General features: G+C 61.9%; 18 protein-coding genes and 2 pseudogenes. 5 read left to right on the forward strand and 15 right to left on the reverse strand.

Annotated features, from left to right (window positions below):
* Positions 1-17: 17 nt before the first annotated feature.
* Positions 18-773 carry a GntR family transcriptional regulator gene (locus PF66_RS22935; protein ID WP_054056870.1) on the reverse strand — a complete coding sequence of 252 codons (756 nt, stop codon included), beginning with the start codon at positions 771-773 and terminating at the stop codon, positions 18-20.
* A 218-nt stretch (positions 774-991) separates the two neighbouring features.
* Here PF66_RS22935 and PF66_RS22940 point away from each other — a divergent pair, with 218 nt between their 5' ends.
* A complete protein-coding gene (locus PF66_RS22940) occupies positions 992-2182 on the forward strand; it encodes a benzoate/H(+) symporter BenE family transporter (RefSeq protein WP_054056871.1) in 1191 nt (396 codons plus the stop codon).
* 131 nt (positions 2183-2313) lie between these two features.
* On the opposite strand, the gene PF66_RS34015 is transcribed toward PF66_RS22940, so the two are convergent.
* From PF66_RS34015 to PF66_RS22955, 4 genes and pseudogenes are all read right to left on the reverse strand, one after another.
* Positions 2314-3195, reverse strand: a complete 882-nt coding sequence (locus PF66_RS34015; RefSeq protein WP_425299818.1) for a methyl-accepting chemotaxis protein — start codon at positions 3193-3195, stop codon at positions 2314-2316.
* Positions 3196-3222: 27 nt separating this feature from the next.
* A pseudogene (locus tag PF66_RS34020) lies at positions 3223-4281 on the reverse strand (methyl-accepting chemotaxis protein); the annotation flags it as partial.
* Positions 4282-4393: 112 nt separating this feature from the next.
* Complete coding sequence (locus PF66_RS22950; protein ID WP_054056873.1) at positions 4394-5818, reverse strand: PLP-dependent aminotransferase family protein; 1425 nt, start codon at positions 5816-5818, stop codon at positions 4394-4396.
* Positions 5819-6068: 250 nt separating this feature from the next.
* Entirely contained in the window at positions 6069-6830 is a 762-nt protein-coding gene (locus PF66_RS22955) for an SDR family oxidoreductase (protein ID WP_054063909.1), read from the reverse strand.
* 250 nt (positions 6831-7080) lie between these two features.
* Between PF66_RS22955 and PF66_RS22960 the strand changes: the two genes are divergently transcribed.
* A complete protein-coding gene (locus PF66_RS22960) occupies positions 7081-8088 on the forward strand; it encodes an NADP-dependent oxidoreductase (RefSeq protein ID WP_054056875.1) in 1008 nt (335 codons plus the stop codon).
* A gap of 83 nt (positions 8089-8171) precedes the next feature.
* Here PF66_RS22960 and pyrF read toward each other — a convergent pair whose 3' ends face one another.
* A complete protein-coding gene (pyrF, locus tag PF66_RS22965) occupies positions 8172-8870 on the reverse strand; it encodes an orotidine-5'-phosphate decarboxylase (protein ID WP_054063910.1) in 699 nt (232 codons plus the stop codon).
* Positions 8871-9130: 260 nt separating this feature from the next.
* On the opposite strand from pyrF, the gene eat reads away from it, so the two are divergent.
* From eat to PF66_RS22975, 3 genes are all read left to right on the forward strand, one after another.
* Entirely contained in the window at positions 9131-10495 is a 1365-nt protein-coding gene (gene eat / locus PF66_RS22970) for an ethanolamine permease (RefSeq protein WP_054063911.1), read from the forward strand.
* Positions 10496-10616: 121 nt separating this feature from the next.
* The gene (locus tag PF66_RS32235; RefSeq protein ID WP_081005883.1) at positions 10617-10784 is read left to right on the forward strand and encodes a DUF2897 family protein; all 168 of its coding nucleotides are present in this window, start codon (positions 10617-10619) and stop codon (positions 10782-10784) included.
* 99 nt (positions 10785-10883) lie between these two features.
* On the forward strand, positions 10884-11444 hold the full coding sequence (locus tag PF66_RS22975) for a TetR/AcrR family transcriptional regulator (RefSeq protein WP_017906749.1): 561 nt from the start codon (positions 10884-10886) through the stop codon (positions 11442-11444).
* A 68-nt stretch (positions 11445-11512) separates the two neighbouring features.
* Here PF66_RS22975 and PF66_RS22980 read toward each other — a convergent pair whose 3' ends face one another.
* From PF66_RS22980 to hisC, 9 genes and pseudogenes are all read right to left on the reverse strand, one after another.
* A complete protein-coding gene (locus PF66_RS22980; RefSeq protein WP_054063912.1) occupies positions 11513-11839 on the reverse strand; it encodes a ComEA family DNA-binding protein in 327 nt (108 codons plus the stop codon).
* A gap of 111 nt (positions 11840-11950) precedes the next feature.
* A complete protein-coding gene (locus tag PF66_RS22985) occupies positions 11951-13945 on the reverse strand; it encodes a polysaccharide biosynthesis protein (protein WP_054063913.1) in 1995 nt (664 codons plus the stop codon).
* A gap of 80 nt (positions 13946-14025) precedes the next feature.
* On the reverse strand, positions 14026-15045 hold the full coding sequence (locus tag PF66_RS22990) for an MraY family glycosyltransferase (RefSeq protein WP_054063914.1): 1020 nt from the start codon (positions 15043-15045) through the stop codon (positions 14026-14028).
* A 614-nt stretch (positions 15046-15659) separates the two neighbouring features.
* The gene (gene ihfB / locus PF66_RS22995; RefSeq protein WP_054056881.1) at positions 15660-15956 is read right to left on the reverse strand and encodes an integration host factor subunit beta; all 297 of its coding nucleotides are present in this window, start codon (positions 15954-15956) and stop codon (positions 15660-15662) included.
* 133 nt (positions 15957-16089) lie between these two features.
* Positions 16090-16371, reverse strand: coding sequence for a hypothetical protein (locus PF66_RS23000; RefSeq protein WP_054056882.1), 282 nt, complete (start codon positions 16369-16371; stop codon positions 16090-16092).
* Positions 16372-16564: 193 nt separating this feature from the next.
* Positions 16565-18250, reverse strand: coding sequence for a 30S ribosomal protein S1 (gene rpsA, locus PF66_RS23005; RefSeq protein WP_010449734.1), 1686 nt, complete (start codon positions 18248-18250; stop codon positions 16565-16567).
* A 120-nt stretch (positions 18251-18370) separates the two neighbouring features.
* Positions 18371-19060, reverse strand: a complete 690-nt coding sequence (cmk, locus tag PF66_RS23010) for a (d)CMP kinase (protein WP_017906411.1) — start codon at positions 19058-19060, stop codon at positions 18371-18373.
* A 20-nt stretch (positions 19061-19080) separates the two neighbouring features.
* Positions 19081-19998 (reverse strand): annotated as a pseudogene (locus PF66_RS23015) (prephenate dehydrogenase/arogenate dehydrogenase family protein); the annotation flags it as partial.
* A 10-nt stretch (positions 19999-20008) separates the two neighbouring features.
* The gene (gene hisC, locus PF66_RS23020; protein ID WP_054056884.1) at positions 20009-21121 is read right to left on the reverse strand and encodes a histidinol-phosphate transaminase; all 1113 of its coding nucleotides are present in this window, start codon (positions 21119-21121) and stop codon (positions 20009-20011) included.
* Between the last annotated feature and the right edge of the window lie 9 nt (positions 21122-21130).

A 21130-nucleotide genomic window follows, 5' to 3' on the forward strand; every position in this document is an offset into this window, starting at 1 on the left:
ACAATTTCGTACACAGCCTAGGGCCTTGCCGACGGCCGCTTGGTCTGCAGCAGGTGCGAAAACACCGCATGCAGATCATCCGATGCACTGTCGTCGTCGAGATTGAGCTTGCTGTCGATATGGTCCATGTGGTGCATCATCAGCTCCACCGCCTGCGCCGCATCCCGCGCCTCGATGGCATCGATCAGTTGGCTGTGCTCGTCATAGGAACAGTGCGAGCGATTGCCGCTTTCGTATTGGGCAATGATCAGCGAAGTCTGCGACACCAGGCTGCGCTGGAAGCTGATCAGCGGGGCATTCATCGCCGCTTCCGCCAGCTTCAGGTGGAACTCGCCGGACAAGCGGATCCCCGCCCCGCGATCCCCCCGGGAAAAGCTCTCGCGCTCGTCGCGGACCATCTGCCGCAGCTCGGCCAACTGCTCGGCCGTCGCATGCTGCACCGCCAGTTCGGTGATCGCCTTTTCCACCATGCGCCGGGCGAAGAACACCTGGCGGGCTTCCTCGACGCTCGGGCTGGCCACCACCGCGCCGCGGTTGGGCCGCAGCAGCACCACCCCTTCATGGGCCAGGCGCGAGAGGGCGCGACGAATGATGGTCCGACTGACCCCGAAAATCTCCCCCAGCGCCTCTTCGCTCAGTTTGGTGCCGGGCGCCAGGCGCTGTTCGAGGATCGCCTCGAAGATATGCGCGTAGACGATATCGTCCTGGGTCACGCTGCGGCCGGCCTTGCCTGCTCGCGGTTGTTTCTTGAGGGGCTGCAACTGTTCGTTCATGGGTGCTCGAGTCGAAAACGGGGCAATGGACTGTCATTAGCCACAATGGATCGCTGACAAGTATCGCGTAAAATCATGGCATATTGTACACAACCTGGAGCACCAACACGACTGTACGGCTGTTTGCGGTCACGGCTGTACTGCAATAAACAGTTACCTTTGCGTTTAGGCTGCAAGTGCCATCAACGCCCCGTTTTATCCGTACAAGGAAAGCCCCCATGACCGACCTCACTCACGCGCGATTGCGCCCGCTGGCCGACACTTCGCCTTCCGCGGTGGTCGCCGGCTTCATCGCGATGATGACCGGCTACACCAGCTCGCTGGTGCTGATGTTCCAGGCCGGCCAGGCCGCCGGCCTGAGTGCCGGGCAGATCTCCTCGTGGATCTGGGCCCTGTCGATCGGCATGGCACTCTGCAGCATCGGCTTGTCCCTGCGCTACCGCACGCCGGTCACCGTTGCCTGGTCGACACCCGGGGCGGCCCTGCTGATCACCAGCCTGTCCGGCGTCACCTACGGCGAAGCGATCGGCGCCTATATCACCTGCGCCGTGCTGGTCACTATCTGCGGCCTCACCGGCAGCTTCGAGCGCCTGGTCAGGCGCCTGCCCGCCTCGCTGGCCGCGGCGCTGCTGGCCGGCATCCTGTTCAAGATCGGCAGCGAGATCTTCGTCGCCGCCCAGCACCGCACCGGTCTGGTGCTGGGCATGTTCTTCACCTATCTGCTGGCCAAGCGCCTGTCGCCGCGCTACGCGGTGCTCGCCGCCCTGCTGGTCGGCACCGCCCTGTCCGGGCTGCTGGGCCTGCTGGACTTCAGCGGCTTCCAGCTGGAGGTGGCGACGCCGGTCTGGACCACGCCGTCGTTCTCCCTGGCGGCGACCATCAGCATCGGCATCCCGCTGTTCGTGGTGGCCATGACTTCGCAGAACATGCCCGGCATCGCCGTGCTGCGGGCCGACGGCTACAACGTCCCGGCCTCGCCGCTGATCAGCGTGACCGGCATCGCCTCGCTGCTGCTGGCACCGTTCGGCTCCCACGGCATCAACCTGGCGGCCATCAGTGCGGCGATCTGCACCGGCCCGCATGCCCATGAGGACAAGAGCAAGCGCTACACCGCGGCCGTCTGGTGCGGGATCTTCTACGGCATCGCCGGCATCTTCGGCGCCACGCTGGCGGCGCTGTTCGCCGCGCTGCCCAAGGAACTGGTGCTGTCGATCGCCGCCCTGGCGCTGTTCGGCTCGATCATCAACGGCCTGAGCATCGCCATGAACGAGCCCAAGGAGCGTGAAGCCGCGCTGATCACCTTCATGGTCACCGCCTCGGGTTTCACCCTGTTCTCGGTGGGCTCGGCGTTCTGGGGTATCGTCGCCGGCGTGCTGACGCTGCTGATCCTCAACTGGCGCAAGGCCTGACAGCAAGGGCACGCCGGTCCACCTTCGACACCGCACCTGTAGGAGCAGGGCTTGCCCGCGAAAGGGTCCTTGAGGCCGCTAAAAGCTTCGCGGGCAAGCCCCGCTCCTACAAAAATTGCAGACAAGTCCTACTAAGTGCGGAAGTGCCCGACCATACCCTTCAACTCCATCCCCAACTGCGCCAGCTCGATGCTGGACGCCGCATTGCCCTGCATCGCCACCGCCGACTGATCGGCACTGGCGCGAATGCTGGTCACGCTGCGGTTGATCTCTTCGGCCACCGAACTCTGCTGTTCGGCCGCCGCGGCGATCTGCTGGTTCATCTGCTGGATCAACGACACCGCCGAGGCGATGCTGCCCAGCGCGCTCTCGGTCTGCAAGGCATCGCTGACCGCCAGCTTCACCAGGTCGCCACTGCTGCGGATCTGCTCCACCGAGGACTGCGCGGCCGCCCGCAAGGCGCTGACCAGCCGCTCGATTTCCTCGGTGGATTGCTGGGTACGCCGCGCCAGGGCCCGCACCTCATCCGCCACCACGGCAAACCCGCGGCCCTGCTCACCGGCACGGGCCGCTTCGATGGCGGCATTGAGCGCCAGCAGGTTGGTCTGCTCGGCGACGCTCTTGATCACAGCGAGCACGGTGCCAATGTTCTGGATTTCCGCACTGAGGCTTTCGATGCTTGCGCTGGTCGAGTTGGCCGAGTCCGCCAACTGCTCGATGCGCTGCATGCTCTGGCGCACCACCTGCTGGCCACTGTCGACCTTGTCGTCGGCGGTCTGCGCGGCATGTGCCGCCTCTTCGGCATTGCGCGCGACATCGTGGACGGTGGCGGTCATCTGGTTCATCGCCGTCGCCACCTGTTCGGTTTCTTCCTTCTGGGTACTGACTTCCAGGTTGGTCTGCTCGGTGACTGCCGACAGGGAATGAGCCGAATTCGCCAACTGTTCGATCCCGGCCTGCAGGCCACTGACGATGCTGCTCAGTCCGGCAGCCATCTGTTGCATCGCCTGCATCAACTGACCGATCTCGTCACGGCGCCGCACCTCGATCGTCGCGCTCAGATCACCGGCGGCGATCTGCTGCGCCACACGGATCACACTGCGCAACGGCGCGACGATCAGGCGGGTGATCACCAGCGCCGCCACCAGACCGACCAGCAGCGCCAGCGCCGAGGAAGCGATGATCAACAGCGAGTTCTTCTTCAGCTCGGCCTGCATCGACTGGTCTTCGGCAGCATAGGCCTGGTTGACCCGCTCGACCACCTGGGCCGCGCGCTCATGCAGTTGCCGGTAGACCTTCTTTTCCTGCGCCAGCAGGTCGGTGTATTCGGTGAGCTTGTCATTGAAGCTGGCGATATGCCCCCCGACCTCGTTGAGCACCGTCTGGTAGCCGGCGTCCTTGACCGTACCCTTGAGTTGCTCGACGCCAGCCAGTGCCTGCTCGGCCTGCTCGATCCTGCCCTGGTTCTGGTTGTCCTCATCGCCCTTGCGGCTCTGGTCGAGGCGCACCCGCGCCTCGTTCATCGCCTGCAGCATCAGTTGCGAGACGTGACTGACCTGCGCGGCCTGCTCGAGGAATTCATTGCCGTCCTGGCCCTGGGACTGCTTGAGGGTGTAACTGCCGTCATCGGCCAAGCCGGCCTGCAGCACATCCAGGTTGTTGGCCACGCTGGACACCGACCAACTGGCCATTTCCAGCGCCAGGTCCTTGGCCTGGGTCAGCCCGACGAACTCGTCGAAGGCCTTGCGATAGGCCGCCAGGGCCTGCTCGACATCATTCATCACCGCGACGTTGGCCGGCGACTGCGCCTTGAGCGCCTGTGCCTGGGTGGCCAGCGCATCGACGCCCTCATGCAGGGCATCCACCGTCTTGGGGTTGGAGTGCAGGGCATAATCCTGTTCGAGCAGACGCACCCTGAGCAGGCTGCTGTTGAGCGCCGACATCTGCTTGAGCCCGTCGAAGCGCAGGCTGACGGCCTGCAAGGACCAGACGCCGATTGCCGCCACTACCCCGGTCAGCAGCAACACGAGGGTAAAACCGATACCCATCTTCTTCGCCATACCGAGGTTGGCGAAATGTCCTTGCACGGCAGAAATCATGGGGCGTAATCTCCGGTCGAATGCTGAAGGCGCAAGCCATTCAAGATTCGTGCAGATTCGCAACCACGGCCAGTGAAACACAAGCCTTTGGCGCCGGAATAATGGCCAAAAGCTACATCTGCGTCGTTTTCAGAATCGTCGAGGTCGATCCGGTATCACCCAGCAACCGGAAGAATTTCCGCGCCCGGCAATCCATCGCATACGCCACGTTGATCCGCAACCAGCCGGCAGAAGTCGCCCGCGGTGTGAAGGCCGAGTCCTGGGCGAGCAACACCCCGAGCTGGCGGGCACCGGCCTGGACCTGCGCCGGGTTGTAGCGTCGGCTGCGAGCCCAGACGAACATGCCGGCGGAGGGTTCGCTGAACACTTCCCAGCCGCTTTCCTCGAGCACGTCCAGGGTCGCGGCCATTTCCGTGCCCAGGCGCTGGCGCAGACGCTGGACCAGTTTGCGATAGGCGCCATTGGCCAGCAACGTGGCAACGACGCACTCGGTGAACCGCGAAGCGCCCAGGCTGGTGATCATCTTCACTTCGGCCAGGCGCTGGATGAGCCCGGAATGGGCGCGGATGAAGCCGACCTTCAACGAACTGCTCAGGGTCTTGGAGAAACCACCGAGGTAGATCACCCGCTGTTCGCCATCCAGCGCCGCCAGTTGCACCCCTGGCCCACCCTGCAGGTCGCTGCAGACGCCATCCTCGACGATCAGGAAGTCCTCCTCCTGGGCCAGTTGCAACAGTTGCGTGGCGACCGGCAGGGTCAGGCTGCTGCCCGTGGGGTTGTGGCAAAGGCTGTTGATGAACAGGCACTTGGGCCGGTGCGTGCGCAGCAATGCCCGCAACACGTCGATGTCGGGCCCCGAACGGGTGCGTGGCACTTCCAGCAGTTCGATGCCCTGCAGCGTCAGTAGTCGGTAGAGATTGCCATAGCCCGGCGTTTCCACCATGACGCAGTCACCCGGTTTGAGCAGCGTGCGCACCAGCAGGTCGAGGCCCTGGGTGACTCCCAGGGTGGTCAGCACCTCGCCGTCCACCGAATGGATGCCCTTCTGGGTCAGCCGCTTGTGCAGTTGCTGGCGCAAGGCCGGCAGCCCCAGCGGCGTGCTGTAGTGGAACAGGCCCTGCATCTGCGTACGACTGACCTCGCGCACGGCATAGCCGATGTCGTCGCTCTCGCGCCAGCCCTGGGGGATCCAGCCACAGCCAAGTTTCAACTCGCCCAGAGGATGCTCGTTGAAGGTCCCCCACTTGGCCTCCAGCCCCTCGTACCACTCCGGCTCGCTGGAAGCCCGGGACGCGCCAGGCATTTCCGCGACGATGAACACCGAGCCGTTGCGTGACGCCAGTACTCCCTGGGTCACCAGGCGCTCGTAGGCCTCGCTGACATTGGCCTGGCTGAGGGAGTTTTCCTTGGCCAACTGTCGCACCGATGGCAGGCGGGTGCCCGGACAGGCCCTGCTCCGGCGGATCCATTCGACGATGGCGTTGACGATTTGCTGCACGACAGGCACCAGGGCCTGCCGATCGATTTCCAGATCCATTGTATGTGACGCTCCAACGCACGGTTATTTCCCGTTAAACAGTTAACCATACAAAGCCACCACCGCCGCTTGCACAAAAAGCCTTTCCAGGCCTCGCTGCAAGTCACGCCAATCGTGGCCTGCAGCATACTCCCTGCATGAATGAGCGAATGCTCCGACGGCACGCGCAACATCGACGGACATAAAAAAACCCGCATGTGCGGGTTATTTTTACTCTGGAACTACAGCCATCGACGAATGATGCAACCGGTCAAATGGCCGTGGCGCCGCCGTCCACCGCCAGGGAGTGACCGGTGGTGAATGCCGCACCGTCACTGCACAGGTAAAGCACCGCGCTGGCGATCTCCTCGACCTTGCCGATCCGCCCCACCGGATGCATGGCCGCGGCGAACTCGGCTTTCTTCGGGTCGGCCTCGTAGGCCCGGCGGAACATGTCGGTGTCGATCACCGCCGGGCACACGGCGTTCACCCGGATGCCCCGTTTGGCATATTCGATCGCCGCCGACTTGGTCAGGCCGATCACCGCATGCTTGGACGCGGCATAGATGCTCATCTTCGGTGCGGCCCCCAGGCCGGCCACCGACGCCGTGTTGACGATGGCGCCACCGCCCTGGGCCTGCATCAGCGGCAACTGGTACTTCATGCACAGCCAGACGCCCTTGACGTTGACGCCCATGATCGCGTCGAACTCGTCCAGGGTGCCATCGGCCAGCTTGCCCTTCTCGATCTCGATCCCGGCATTGTTGAAGGCGTAGTCGACCCGGCCGTAGGCGGCGATCGCCTGCTCCATCAGCTTCTGCACCTCGGCTTCCCGGGTGACGTCACAGCGTACGAAAACCGCCTCGCCACCCGCGGCCCGAATCGACTCGACGGTGCCTTCGCCACCCGCCACGTCGAGGTCGGACACCACCACCTTCAACCCTTCGGCTGCGAAAGCCTGGGCGGTCGCCCGGCCGATTCCGGCGGCCGCGCCGGTCACCAGGGCCACCTGGCCGGAAAACGTCATGCTCATGGTTCTTGTCCTCGCAGAGTGCGTGAGAGATCGTTCGGGCTGAGTCTAGCCAGAGGCCGGCATCACCGGGCAGCACTATCAGGAGGCCGGTTACCGCTTCATGCACCGGAGTGATAAGTTGTGGTGATAACCGCCCGCGTATCACTATCAACGCAGTGGATCGCCCCCTATTCGCCCGACCGGCAAAACTTGCCCTGGCGGCGCTCAGGGTCTATCTACAAGGCTTCATTGACCTCATCGAGTACCTGCCATGACCACCCAGAACAATCGCCAATTCCTGCTGGCCAAACGTCCGGTCGGGGCCGCGACCCGCGAGACCTTTACCTACCAGGAAGTCCCCGTGGGTGAGCCGGGCGCCAACCAGATCCTGGTCAGGAACGAATACCTGTCCCTCGACCCGGCGATGCGCGGCTGGATGAACGAAGGCAAGTCCTACATCCCGCCGGTGGGCCTGGGCGAAGTGATGCGGGCACTGGGCGTCGGCCAGGTGATCGCCTCGAATCATCCGGGCTTCGCGGTCGGCGACTACGTCAACGGTGCCCTGGGGGTGCAGGACTACTTCCTTGGCGAGCCACGCGGTTTCTACAAGGTCGATCCGAAACTGGCACCGCTGCCGCGCTACCTGTCGGCACTGGGCATGACCGGGATGACCGCCTACTTCGCGCTGCTGGATGTCGGTGCGCCGAAAGCCGGTGAAACCGTGGTGATCTCCGGTGCCGCCGGGGCGGTGGGAAGCATTGCCGGGCAGATCGCCAAGCTCAAGGGCTGCCGGGTGGTCGGGATTGCCGGAGGAGCCGAGAAGTGCCGCTTCCTGGTCGACGAACTGGGCTTCGACGGCACCATCGACTACAAGAGCGAGGATGTCGGCGCCGGGCTGAAACGCGAATGCCCCAAGGGCGTCGACGTGTATTTCGACAACGTCGGCGGCGACATCCTCGATGCCGTGCTGACCCGTCTGAACCTCAAGGCGCGCGTGGTGATCTGCGGTGCGATCAGCCAGTACAACAACAAGGAAGCGGTGAAGGGGCCGGCCAACTACCTGGCGCTGCTGGTCAATCGCGCGCGTATGGAAGGGTTCGTGGTGATGGACTACGCCGCGCAGTTCGCCGCCGCCGGGCAGGAGATGGCCGGCTGGATGGCCAAGGGGCAGCTCAAGAGCAAGGAAGATATCGTCGAGGGGCTGGAAACCTTCCCCGAGACGCTGGCGAAGCTGTTCAGCGGGGAGAACTTCGGCAAGCTGGTGCTGAAGGTGTCCTGAGCCTGCCCGCCAAGGTGCAGAGCACCTTGCCTGTAGAAGCCGGCGATGCGCCGGCTTCTACAGAAACGCGGGGGCTGTGCTGATCAGGCCAGCTCGGCGACCACCGCGGCCAGCGCCTGCGCAGGATCGGCTGCCTTGCTGATCGGCCGGCCGATCACCAGGTAGTCGGAACCGGCCTCCAGTGCCTCACGCGGCGTCAGGATGCGACGCTGGTCGTCCAGCGCACTGCCAGCCGGACGAATCCCCGGCGTCACCAGTTGCAGGCCGGGATGCGCGCTCTTCAGCGCGCTGGCTTCCAGCGCCGAGCACACCAGGCCATCCAGCCCGGCCTTCTCGGCCAGGGCTGCCAGGCGCAATACCTGCACCTGTGGCTCGACGTCCAGGCCGATGCCGGCCAGGTCTTCACGCTCCATGCTGGTCAGCACGGTCACGCCGATCAGCAGTGGCTTGGGCCCGCTGCGCTGCTCCAGTACCTCACGGCAAGCCGCCATCATGCGCAGGCCGCCGGAGCAGTGCACGTTGACCATCCACACGCCCATCTCCGCCGCAGCCTTGACCGCCATGGCGGTGGTGTTGGGAATATCGTGGAACTTGAGGTCCAGGAACACCTCGAAACCCTTGTCGCGCAGGGTGCCGACAATCTCCGAGGCGCAACTGGTGAACAGTTCCTTGCCGACCTTGACCCGGCACAGTTTCGGGTCCAGCTGATCGGCCAGTTTCAGGGCGGCGTCACGGGTGGGGTAATCCAGGGCGACGATGATGGGAGTCTGGCAGGCGGACATGGAGGGCTCTCAGGCAAGTCGAAATCGGCGCGCATTGTAGCGGAACGCGGGGACGATCGGGACCCGGTGATCGGCAAATGTGCCGAACACGCGCCATAAACGCCCGCACTTGCACCAATTAAAGTCGAAATCCGGGGCAACCTCGGCGAAATATCCTCGATACGACAGCCTTTCCGGCTTTGCGACACACCTTGCGTCACTGGCACGCCCGCTGCAAACGCCTGATCCGAGCAGTATCCAAACGGTTCAGGGAGAAACACATGAACACTCGACTCAAACCCACGCTGGGCACGTTGCATCTATGGGGCATCGCGGTAGGCCTGGTGATTTCCGGCGAATATTTCGGCTGGAGCTATGGCTGGGGCGTGGCCGGCACGCTCGGCTTCCTGGTGACCTCGCTGATGGTCGCGGCGATGTACACCTGCTTCATTTTCAGCTTCACCGAGCTGACCACCGCCATTCCCCATGCCGGCGGGCCATTTGCCTACAGCCGACGGGCGTTCGGCGAGAAAGGCGGGCTGATCGCCGGCCTCGCGACCCTGATCGAGTTCGTCTTCGCGCCACCGGCCATCGCCCTGGCCATCGGTGCCTACCTGAACGTGCAGTTCCCGGCGCTCGATCCCCGGCATGCCGCCGTCGGCGCCTATATCGTGTTCATGGGCCTGAACATTCTCGGCGTCCAGCTGGCCGCCACCTTCGAGCTGGTGGTGTGCATCCTCGCGGTGGCTGAACTGCTGGTGTTCATGGGTGTGGTCGCCCCGGCTTTCAGCTTCAGCCATTTCGTCCTCAACGGCTGGGCCGGTGCGGACAGCTTCGGTACCCCGGCGATTGCCGGGATCTTCGCCGCCATCCCCTTCGCCATCTGGTTCTTCCTGGCGATCGAGGGCGCGGCCATGGCCGCCGAGGAAGCCAAGGATCCGAAACGGACCATTCCCAAGGCCTACATCAGCGGCATCCTGACCCTGGTATTGCTAGCCATGGGCGTGATGTTCTTCGCCGGCGGCGTCGGCGACTGGCGCACCCTGTCGAACATCAACGACCCCTTGCCCCAGGCAATGAAAGCCGTGGTCGGCGACAGCTCGGGCTGGCTGCACATGCTGGTCTGGATCGGCCTGTTCGGCCTGGTGGCGAGCTTCCACGGAATCATTCTCGGCTACTCGCGGCAGTTCTTCGCCCTGGCCCGCGCCGGCTACCTGCCGGCGTCGCTGGCGAAACTGTCGCGCTTCCAGACCCCGCACCGTGCCATTATCGCCGGCGGCCTGGTCGGCATCGCTGCCATCTACAGCGACGGCCTGATCAACCTTGGCGGCCTGACCCTGACTGCGGCGATGATCACCATGGCGGTGTTCGGCGCCATCGTCATGTACATCATGAGCATGCTCAGCCTGTTCCGCCTGCGTCGGACCGAGCCGGCACTGGAACGCACCTTCCGCGCGCCGGGCTATCCGTTCGTGCCCGCCATCGCGCTGGTCCTGGCGGTGATCTGCCTCATTGCCATGGCCTGGTTCAATGCCCTGATCGGCCTGATCTTCGTCGCTTTCATGGCCGCCGGTTTCCTCTACTTCCTGCTCACCGGCCAACTGCGCGCCGCTGCCCCGGCAGATGCGATGCTGACCGGACTGTGAGCATCATCGGGGCCTGACGGGTTTACAATTGAACCACTGAGAAAGCGCTTCACTCAAAGTGGCAAGGGCCGCCATCGCGCACGAACCGTTCGTGCCGCAGCGGCCCATCGAGGAGAACCCTATGCCCTGGTATGCCTGGTTGATCATCGTGGTGGCGGTCGGCTCCATCGTTGGCGGCCTGATGATGCTGCGTGACACCGCCAACAAGGTGGAACTGACGGACGAACAGCGCCGACGCGTCCAGCAACGCAACGCCGAGGCGGATGCCAAGGACGCGCAGAACCGCTGACAGCCGCTGCTTGAACAATATTGAACACTTCAACAAAAAAGTATGGCAATTCACCTCCAAGTCGCAGTTATCATTGACTGCAGATTTGGAGGCTCCGCCATGCGCTATTCGCAAGACCATAAAGCCCAGACCCACGAGCGCATCATCAAGGAAGCGGCGGCCCGTTTTCGCCGCGACGGCATCGGTGCCACCGGCCTGCAGCCGCTGATGAAAGCCCTGGGGCTCACCCATGGCGGCTTCTACGCGCACTTCAAGTCCAAGGATGAACTGGTCGAAAAGGCCTTGCAGGAAGCGGCGGCGGAACTGGACGTACATTGCGACATGCTGTTCAGCCAGGACAAGCCCCTGCAGTCGTTCATCGACAGCTACCTCTCCGAGTGGCACCTGACCACCCCCGAACACGGCTGCCCGATTCCGACCATGTGCTCGGAGCTGGGCCAGCGTGGCGAACCCAGCCCAACCACCGATACGGTGATCGAATCGCGCCTCAAGCAGGTGGAAACCGCACTGGGCTCGGGGCCGGATGCCGAAGAGCAAAGTATCGTCATGCTGGCGACCCTGGTGGGCGCACTGGTGATGTCGCGCAGTGCCGAAGATCCGGAGCTGGCGAAGAAGATCCTGGAAGTGACCAAGGCGCACCTGAAGGATCAGGTCGAATAGGGCTGCAAGCTCCCCATCGCTACAGGAGACCGGTCTTTCGACCAGCCTCCAGCCTCAGTCAAACAACGTCAATTGATATCCAGCTGGTCGCGATTCCTGTCGAGAATCGCCTTGCCGATGCCTTTCACCTCAAGCAATTCATCCACCGAAGAGAAAGGTCCGTTCGCCTCCCGATGGGCAACGATGGCCTGGGCCTTGGCTTCGCCGATACCGGACAGCTCGCGCTGGATGGTTTCGGCATCGGCGGTGTTGAGATTGACCTTGCCGACCTTGGCCGCAGGCGCGGCCTGGCTGGGCACCGGGGTCTGCTGCTGAGCCGCCGGTGCGGCATTGACGGCACCGTTGGCGCCGAGCAGAAGGGTTAACAGCAGGGAAGGAAGAACGCCTGTACGCATAAATGTCACTCCATGGCATCGTAGGGGAAAAGCAGCTTTTCCGAAGCTGCATTTCAAACCTAGGTGATGCCCGGAGCCTGTCAAAAGCCAGGCCGTTACCGGGTGTGTAGCTCAGGGCTCCATGCGGCGCTGCTGGTAGATCCAGTCGACGATCTCGCCATCCGGCGCATAACCACTGACCGTTTCCCGCAGCAATTGCCGGACCCGTGCGTAATCATCGTTTTCCACGGCCGCGAGCAGTTCGGCCAGACGCAACTTGAGCACATCCCAGGGCAGCATGTCTTCATGGGCGGTCATGATCATCGGATGGGGGGTCGCCGCCACGTTGTCGCCAATCAGCAACTCTTCGTAAAGCTTTTCTCCCGGACGAAGACCGGAGAACTCGATGGCGATATCGCCATGGGGGTTCTTGTCGGAGCGGATGCTCAAGCCGGAAAGATGAATCATCTTCTCGGCCAACTCGACGATCCGGACCGGCTCGCCCATGTCGAGTACGAAGACGTCGCCGCCCTGCCCCATGGAGCCGGCCTGGATCACCAGTTGCGCGGCCTCGGGGATGGTCATGAAGTAGCGGGTGATCTTCGGATGCGTCACCGTCAGCGGGCCACCCGCCTTGATCTGCTTGTGGAACAGCGGGATCACCGAGCCCGACGACCCCAGCACGTTGCCGAAGCGGACCATGGTGAAACGGGTCTTGTTGACCCGCGATACGTTGCCCGAGTCACCGAAGAGCACTGGCGCCTGTTCGCGACTGAGAGCCTGCAAGGTCAGCTCGGCCAGTCGCTTGGTGCTGCCCATGACGTTGGTCGGGCGCACCGCCTTGTCGGTGGAAATCAGCACGAAGTTGGCCACCCCCGCCTGCAATGCCGCCTGGGCGGTGTTGAGCGTGCCGATCACGTTGTTCAGTACGCCTTCGGCGATGTTGTGCTCGACCATTGGTACATGCTTGTAGGCTGCGGCGTGATAGACCGTTTCGACATGCCAGGTCTTCATCACCGACAGCAGCTTGTCCTGGTTGCGCACCGAACCGAGGATCGGCAGCAGGCGCACGGACAGCGACTCACGATCCACCCGGCGCTCGAGCTCGGACAGAATGCTGTAGAGATTGAACTCGCTGTGCTCGAACAGCAGCAGCGTCGTCGGGCGCAGGGCCAGGATCTGCCGGCAGAGTTCCGAGCCGATGGAACCGCCAGCCCCTGTCACCAGCACCGAACGCCCCCTGATGCAATGTTCGAGCAGCTCGGCCTGGGCAGGCACGGCATCACGCCCGAGCAGGTCGGCGATGTCGACTTCCTGGATGTCATCGACCTTGACCCGCCCGCTGGCCAGGTCCATGAAGCCGGGCACGCTGCGCACGTGCAACGGAAAGCCCTCGAGAAGAGCGAGAATCTCCCGACGCCTGGCACGCGAAGAAGAAGGAATCGCCAGGAGGATTTCCTGAGCCCCGGTGGCGTCGATCATCTGCTGGATATGCTTGGGCTTGTAGACCTTCAAACCCGAGATACTGCGGTCGGCAATACTGTTGTCATCATCGATGAAAGCGACAGGCTGCATGGCCCGCCCCATCCGCAAGGCCGCAACCAGCTGGTTGCCGGCGGCTCCGGCGCCGTACACCGCCACCTTCGTCAAACCGTTGTCACGGTTGGCAAACGGCATGTGCTGGGTGGTACCGAACCAGTCGCCAAGGAAATACTGGCGCATGGCCAAACGCAGGCCACCGATCATGATCAGGCTCAGCCACCAGTAGTTGAACATGATGGATCGGGGAACCAGCGTCTGGTGATTGCTGTAGAGGTAGACCACAACCCCGAGGATCAACGCGGACAGGCTCACGGCCTTGACGATGGCGATCAGCGCATCATTGCCGAAATAGCGCATCACGGCACGATACAGGCCGAACTTTATGAACAATGGAATGGACACAACGGGAGCGGAGAGAAACAACCAGCGGTGTTGAGCGAGCGGGTTGATCACATCGTCCAGCCCCAGTCTGACGACGAACGACATCCACAGGGCCAGCCAGACCAGGAAGATGTCGGCAATCACTTGAAGAATGCGCTTTTGCCGACGCGGGAGACCCAGCAAAAAGGCTCGAATCTTATCCATAATCCCTCTAAAGCCTATATCCGAAAAAGCAGCACATACCGCCATCAATACATTGAGCCACAACCTGGGAAAACCTTGGCTCAGCCCGCTTTCTCCAGCTCACCGGCATGAAACCTGAACGCCAGAAAGACCAGAGGCACGTAGGCGATCAGCAACCCGGTGATACCATCGAGTATCGACAGCCCGACGCACAAGGCGATCGGCAGCAACCAGCAAACGTTGATGGCTGCCACTGCCAGTGTCACCGGCAAATGGCTGCCCAACTGCCGTGACGCGTACTGATAGGCATGGCTGCGATGAGCCTGGTAGACCTTGTCCCCACGCAAGAGGCGTCGCACCAGGGTGAACGTGGCATCGACCACGAAGACCCCTAACAGAATCAGCCAGACCCAGAGCAGTTGGGGTTTGACCCAGGCGGCATGAAGGGAAAGCCCTCCAAGCACCAGCCCCAGAAAACCACTGCCAGCATCACCCATGAATATACGGGCAGGTGGAAAGTTCCAGTATAGAAAACCACACACAGCCAGGGCCAACAGCAATGACGGCCAGACCAGGGCTGTCTCGCCCCCGAGCATATGGACAAGACAGGCTCCCAGACAGGCTGTCACCGCCTCGACGCTGGCAATCCCGTCGATGCCATCCATGAAGTTGTAGAGATTGAGCATCCAGACCAGATAGAACGCCGCCAGAATCGAGCCTGCCACTCCCAGGCTGACCTGGACGCCAAAAATCTCCAGCGGTGGCAGGCCACCCAACCAGAAAAGCAGCCATGCCGCACTGGAAAAGTGCGCCAGCAATCGCCAACGCGCAGCGATATGCCCATGATCGTCGAGAAAACCGACTACAGCGACGGCGCCGCCGCCCCCCAGAAATCCCCAGACCGTCGGCCAGGGCAGAATACCCATCAGCGCCAGAATCGGCAAAACCGCCAGGAAGCTGATGACAATCGCCACGCCACCACCGCGGGGAGTCGCAACGGAATGGGAACTGCGCTCGTTGGGAACATCCATCAGGCTGCGTGCCAATGCATAACGGCGAAGCGCTCCTGTCAAAAACAGCGACACCGTCAAAACGATCAGACAGCACAAGAAAATCATCATCAGACTCAAGATCCCGGACACACTCAAAATAAGATATTCAGGAAAGCTCGCCGCCCACTCGACCCGACAAGTTCCAAACAAACGCAGGAAACATGAAATTACGCCCAGAAGGCGATCTGCCCTGACGCAAAGTCAATGGCATCGAGGTAACCGAGTGCAGCTCACCCGGCAGAGAAGCTTGCTTCATCAGCCAATCGCAGCCTCAGAAGCGGTGCATGCAAGGCCTGAACTCGGAGCAAGGGCGCATTCTACGCAACAACTCGATGCTTGCCATCACGAACAGGAAAAGCGGAAGACAAAAAGACAGGGACGAAACGCGAGGGGTATGGGCATTCCGGCCCGTCGCACTCCCCAAAACAGGATGCCAACCAGCCCAGGAAAAACAGCCCGTTCAGTATCGGGAGGAAAAACCAGCAATATACAACTCAATGGAGCAAGTCAGTATGGCGAAACTTCCTACCTCTATCAGAGCGCTAGCTCAGAGAGGCCTGAGTTCCAATTCTGATCGGAGAATATTGCCAACTACACCTTCAGGCGATCCAGGAACACACCGCTACCAAGCAGTCGTGATACGTACCGCCACAATCAACAGGCCATTGAACCTGGCAAGCTGATCAGTGATCGCTCTCCTCTTCTTCGTTCACCCGATCACGCAACTCCTTGCCCGGCTTGAAATGCGGCACGAACTTGCCGTCCAGGCTGACCGATTGACCGGTCTTCGGGTTACGCCCCACCCTTGGTGCGCGATAATGCAGGGAAAAGCTACCGAACCCACGAATCTCGATCCGATCTCCGGTCGCCAGGCACTGGGACATCTGCTCAAGCATGGTCTTGATGGCCAGCTCGACATCCTTGGACGAGAGCAGGCCCTGATGGGTGACAATTCGTTCGATCAACTCCGACTTCGTCATATTTTTCCCTTCTTTTTCAAGCAGCTAGGAAAAGCATTTCGAAGGTTGTAGCACGGCTGGATGGTTTTGAACAGCCCACCCATTGACTTATCTGCATACAAGATGCGTCGAGGTCCGAGAGGGCCCGTAGCGGTTAATTACAGATGACCAGCATGGTGCGGGTGACGGAGCCCGCAGGGTTCCAGCCGAACAGATAGTCGCCCTCCTCATCCTTTGCATCACTGGATTTGGTCACGACCTTGTAGCCCTGAGCCTTGCACTCGCGAGCAGCGCGCTTGTAGCACTTGTCCCAGCCGGAGCCGAGCCCCGAGCAATCGATCTCGATACCACTCACCCCATGCCTGACGTGAGTTTTGGTATTGGTGGTGCACCCGGCGAGCAACGCCAGGGCGATTACCGCTATGAGCTTGCTCATTTACATCCTTATCCAGGCAACGCCCTGAGAAAAGCCACTGACAACGAAACAACGACTGCCTCAGACACCAACATCTTTACACTTATAAATATGACAGTCGCAAGACCGATTTTGTTTCGCGCCGGATACAGGCAAATCCCAGGCACAAAAAAGGGCGACCGAAGTCGCCCTTTTTTCAACAGTCAGACAGAACTCAGTTCTGTTTGGCCATTGCCTGACGCAGCAGAGCAGCCATGGTGGTGTCAGCTGCTTCACCTTCCGGAGCGGCTTTCAGGCTCTGGATGGCTTCTTTCTCGTCTTCAACGTCTTTCGACTTGATCGAGAGCTGGATTACGCGGCTCTTACGATCAACGCTGATGATCTTGGCTTCTACTTCTTCGCCTTCTTTCAGGACGTTGCGCGCGTCTTCAACGCGGTCACGGCTGATTTCGGAGGCTTTCAGAGTTGCTTCGATATCGTCGGCCAGAACGATGATGGCGCCTTTGGCGTCAACTTCTTTCACGGTGCCCTTGACAACAGCGCCCTTGTCGTTGACCGAGACGTACTCGGAGAACGGATCGCTTTCCAGCTGCTTGATGCCCAGGGAGATGCGCTCACGCTCTGGGTCAACCGACAGGATGACGGTGTCCAGCTCGTCGCCCTTCTTGAAGCGACGTACGGCTTCTTCGCCGACTTCGTTCCAGGAGATGTCCGACAGGTGAACCAGGCCGTCGATACCGCCGTCCAGACCGATGAAGATACCGAAATCGGTGATCGACTTGATGGTACCGGAGATCTTGTCGCCCTTGTTGAACTGGCCAGAGAAGTCTTCCCATGGGTTCGACTTGCACTGCTTGATGCCCAGGGAGATACGACGACGCTCTTCGTCGATGTCCAGAACCATGACTTCCACTTCGTCGCCGACTTGTACGACTTTCGAAGGATGGATGTTCTTGTTGGTCCAGTCCATTTCCGAAACGTGCACCAGACCTTCAACGCCTTCTTCCAGCTCAGCGAAGCAGCCGTAGTCGGTCAGGTTGGTGACACGCGCGGTCACGCGGGTGCTTTCTGGGTAACGAGCCTTGATGGCAACCCACGGGTCTTCACCCAGTTGCTTCAGGCCCAGGGAAACACGATTGCGCTCGCGATCGTACTTCAGAACCTTGACATCGATCTCGTCGCCAACGTTGACGATTTCCGATGGATGCTTGATGCGCTTCCAGGCCATGTCGGTGATGTGCAGCAGGCCATCGACGCCGCCCAGATCAACGAATGCACCGTAGTCGGTGAGGTTCTTGACGATACCCTTGACCTGCTGGCCTTCCTGCAGGGATTCCAGCAGAGCTTCACGCTCGGCGGAGTTCTCGGCTTCCAGGACGCTGCGGCGGGAAACGACAACGTTGTTGCGTTTCTGGTCGAGCTTGATGACCTTGAACTCGAGCTCTTTGCCTTCCAGGTGCGTGGTGTCGCGCACTGGACGGACGTCAACCAGGGAACCTGGCAGGAACGCACGGATGCCGTTAACGTCGACAGTGAAGCCGCCCTTAACCTTACCGTTGATAACGCCCTTGACCACTTCCTCGGCTGCGAAGGCTGCTTCCAGAACGATCCAGCATTCAGCGCGCTTGGCTTTTTCACGGGACAGCTTGGTTTCACCAAAGCCATCTTCAACCGAATCCAGCGCCACGTGAACTTCGTCACCGACGTTGATGTTCAGTTCGCCAGCATCGGTGTAGAACTGTTCCAGCGGGATCAGAGCTTCAGACTTCAGACCAGCGTGGACAGTTACCCAACGAGCTTGGTAATCGATATCAACGATAACACCGGTGATGATCGAACCAGCCTGAAGATTCAGGGTCTTCAAGCTCTCTTCAAAGAGTTCCGCAAAGCTTTCGCTCATTTTAATTCCTGTTGATGAGGGCGAAGAATACGCCCATCTGCCACACCCCAGACGATGTGGGTTACGTTCATATGAAAGAGGCCATGCAGGACTATGACTGGTCCCCTGCACCCCTCTTGGTCACCCGGCGATATCGCGAATGGCGATCTCGCTCATGATGCGTTCCAGCACCTGCTCGATGGACAACTCCGTGGAGTCCAGCTGTATCGCGTCGGCCGCCGGCTTGAGCGGGGCCACCGCGCGCTGGGTGTCACGCTCATCACGCGCACGTATCTCATCCAGCAGACTCGACAGACTAACATCATCGCCCTTGGCCTTCAACTGCAAGTAACGGCGACGGGCACGTTCCTCGGAGCTGGCGGTCAGGAAGATCTTCAATGGCGCATCGGGAAACACCACGGTGCCCATGTCGCGGCCGTCGGCCACCAGGCCGGGCGCCTCGCGAAATGCCCGCTGGCGTTGCAGCAGCGCATCGCGTACCGCCGGCAGGGAAGCGACCTGGGAAGCACCGGCACCGATCGACTCGTTGCGGATGTCCTGGGTGACGTCATCCCCTTCCAGGATGATGCGCTCCGGCTGACCGTCGGTCGCACCGATGAACTGCACATCGAGATGCGCGGCCAGCAACTTGAGGGATTCCTCGTTGGTCAGGTCGACGCCATGATTACGCGCCGCGAAGGCCAGCAACCGGTAGAGCGCGCCGGAGTCCAGCAGACACCAGCCCAGACGCTTGGCCAGCAAACCGGCGATGGTGCCCTTGCCCGAGCCGCTAGGTCCGTCGATGGCGATGACTGGAGCTTGAATATTCACGACTGAGCCTCTTTCTGATCATCGTTGACGTTCATTGTGTCCTTGCGGGCCCGTCGGGCCAAGATCCTGCCGAAATGTTCGCGCGCCGCCCGGGCCCGCTTGAACACATCCAGCAGTTGATGCCCGTCACCTGCATCGACGGCATCGCGCAGGACGTCCAGGTCGCCGCGGAAGGTATCCAGTGCACGCAGAACCGCATCGCGGTTGGCCAGGAAGATGTCGTGCCACATGACCGGGTCGCTGCCGGCGATCCGCGTGAAGTCACGGAAGCCGCCTGCGGCGTAACGGAAGATCTCCAGGTTCTCGTTGCGCTTGGCCAGGGAGTCGACCAGACCGAAGGCCAGCAGGTGCGGCAGATGACTGGTCGCCGCCAGCACTTCATCGTGCCGCTGGACATCCATGTGCTCCACATCCGCCCCCAGCGCGCGCCACAGCGCATCGACCGTGGCCAGCGCCTGCGCGTCGGTCTCGGCCAGCGGCGTCAGGATCACCTTGTGCCGCCGGAACAGCCTGGCATTGGAGGCCTCGACCCCGCTCTGCTCGGAGCCGGCAATCGGGTGACCCGGCACGAACCGCGTCGGCATGGCGCCAAACGCCTCGCCAGCGGCACGCACCACGTTACCCTTGGCACTGCCCACATCGGTAAGAATAGCCTGACCCAGGTCCATGCCCGCCAACAGGCCGAGCATCTTCTCCATGGCCAGGATCGGCACCGCCAGCTGGATCACATCGGCACCGCGGCAAGCGGCCGCCAGGTCTTCCTCGCAGCGATCGACCACCCCCAGCTCCACCGCCAGGCGGCGCGACTGCGGATTCAGATCGACCCCCACCACTTCCCGGCACAGGCCGCTTTCACGCAGGCCCTTGGCAAAGGAACCACCAATCAGCCCGAGACCGACCACCACCAGGCGGCCGATCATAGGCGTCACAGATTGCATCGGCATGACATCAACCACGGGCCAGAACCTTGCCCAGAGCCTCGAGCAAACGGCTGTTTTCACTGGCCAGGCCAATACTGACGCGCAGATGCCGCGGCAACCCGTAACCCCCGATCGGGCGCACGATCACGCCTTCGCGCAACAGGTCCTGGTAGACCGGCCCGGCATCGCGACCGACATCGACCGCGATGAAGTTGGCCCGCGAAGGAATCCACTCCAGGCCCAACTCACGGAAACCGGCTTCCAGCTGCCGCATGCCAGCCTCGTTCAACTCGCGACTGCGAGCGACGTACTGGACATCGTCCAGGGCCGCACGCGCGGCAACCAGGGCCAGGCTGTTGACGTTGAATGGCTGGCGCACGCGATTGAGAATATCCGCCACCGCCGGCGACGACAGCCCGTAGCCGACCCGCAGCGCCGCCAGGCCATAGGCCTTGGAGAAGGTACGGGAGACCAGCAGGTTCGGATAGCGCGCCAGGTAGTTCAGGCCATTGGGCAGATCATCACCCGCGGCGTACTCGATATAGGCCTCGTCCAGCACCACCAGCACACGCTCGGGAACCGCGGCCAGGAAAGCTTCCAGCGCCTGCGGCCCGAACCAGGTCCCGGTCGGGTTGTTCGGGTTGGCGATGAACACCACCCGGGTGTTCTCATCGATCGCCGCCAGCATCGCCGGCAGGTCGTGGCCGAAATCCCTGGCCGGCGCCACACGGGCATCGGCAGACACAGCCTGGGTCACGATCGGGTAGATCGCGAAGGCATGCTCACTGAACACCGCGTTCAGCCCCGGGGCCAGGTAGGCCCGGGCGACCAGTTCGAGAATATCGTTGGAACCGTTGCCCAGGGTCACCTGACTGGCCTGCACACCGCACAGCTCGGACAGGCGCTGCTTCAACTCGAAGCCATTGCCATCCGGGTAGCGGGTCAGTTCGGCCAACGCGTCGGCAATCGCCGCCAGCGCCTTGGGACTGGCGCCCAGCGGGTTTTCGTTACTGGCCAGCTTGATGATCTTCGCCGGATCGATATCCAGCTCGCGCGCCAATTCATCCACGGGCTTGCCCGGAACGTAAGGCGAAAGTTTTTGCACGCCCGGCTGCGCCAGGGCGAGGAAGTCGCCACTCATGTTCAACGT

The sequence above is a fragment of the Pseudomonas asplenii genome (assembly GCF_001293465.1).
GTDB classification, from domain to species: Bacteria; Pseudomonadota; Gammaproteobacteria; order Pseudomonadales; family Pseudomonadaceae; genus Aquipseudomonas; species Aquipseudomonas fuscovaginae_B.

Bases quoted from the DNA above. Each gene is read 5' to 3' on its own strand.
- PF66_RS22935 (WP_054056870.1), bottom strand. From the start codon at position 773: ATGAACGAACAGTTGCAGCCCCTCAAGAAACAACCGCGAGCAGGCAAG.
- PF66_RS22940 (WP_054056871.1), top strand. From the start codon at position 992: ATGACCGACCTCACTCACGCGCGATTGCGCCCGCTGGCCGACACTTCG.
- PF66_RS34015 (WP_425299818.1), bottom strand. From the start codon at position 3,195: ATGCAGGCGATGCAACAGATGGCTGCCGGACTGAGCAGCATCGTCAGT.
- PF66_RS22950 (WP_054056873.1), bottom strand. From the start codon at position 5,818: ATGGATCTGGAAATCGATCGGCAGGCCCTGGTGCCTGTCGTGCAGCAA.
- PF66_RS22955 (WP_054063909.1), bottom strand. From the start codon at position 6,830: ATGAGCATGACGTTTTCCGGCCAGGTGGCCCTGGTGACCGGCGCGGCC.
- PF66_RS22960 (WP_054056875.1), top strand. From the start codon at position 7,081: ATGACCACCCAGAACAATCGCCAATTCCTGCTGGCCAAACGTCCGGTC.
- pyrF (WP_054063910.1), bottom strand. From the start codon at position 8,870: ATGTCCGCCTGCCAGACTCCCATCATCGTCGCCCTGGATTACCCCACC.
- eat (WP_054063911.1), top strand. From the start codon at position 9,131: ATGAACACTCGACTCAAACCCACGCTGGGCACGTTGCATCTATGGGGC.
- PF66_RS32235 (WP_081005883.1), top strand. From the start codon at position 10,617: ATGCCCTGGTATGCCTGGTTGATCATCGTGGTGGCGGTCGGCTCCATC.
- PF66_RS22975 (WP_017906749.1), top strand. From the start codon at position 10,884: ATGCGCTATTCGCAAGACCATAAAGCCCAGACCCACGAGCGCATCATC.
- PF66_RS22980 (WP_054063912.1), bottom strand. From the start codon at position 11,839: ATGCGTACAGGCGTTCTTCCTTCCCTGCTGTTAACCCTTCTGCTCGGC.
- PF66_RS22985 (WP_054063913.1), bottom strand. From the start codon at position 13,945: ATGGATAAGATTCGAGCCTTTTTGCTGGGTCTCCCGCGTCGGCAAAAG.
- PF66_RS22990 (WP_054063914.1), bottom strand. From the start codon at position 15,045: ATGATGATTTTCTTGTGCTGTCTGATCGTTTTGACGGTGTCGCTGTTT.
- ihfB (WP_054056881.1), bottom strand. From the start codon at position 15,956: ATGACGAAGTCGGAGTTGATCGAACGAATTGTCACCCATCAGGGCCTG.
- PF66_RS23000 (WP_054056882.1), bottom strand. From the start codon at position 16,371: ATGAGCAAGCTCATAGCGGTAATCGCCCTGGCGTTGCTCGCCGGGTGC.
- rpsA (WP_010449734.1), bottom strand. From the start codon at position 18,250: ATGAGCGAAAGCTTTGCGGAACTCTTTGAAGAGAGCTTGAAGACCCTG.
- hisC (WP_054056884.1), bottom strand. From the start codon at position 21,121: ATGAGTGGCGACTTCCTCGCCCTGGCGCAGCCGGGCGTGCAAAAACTT.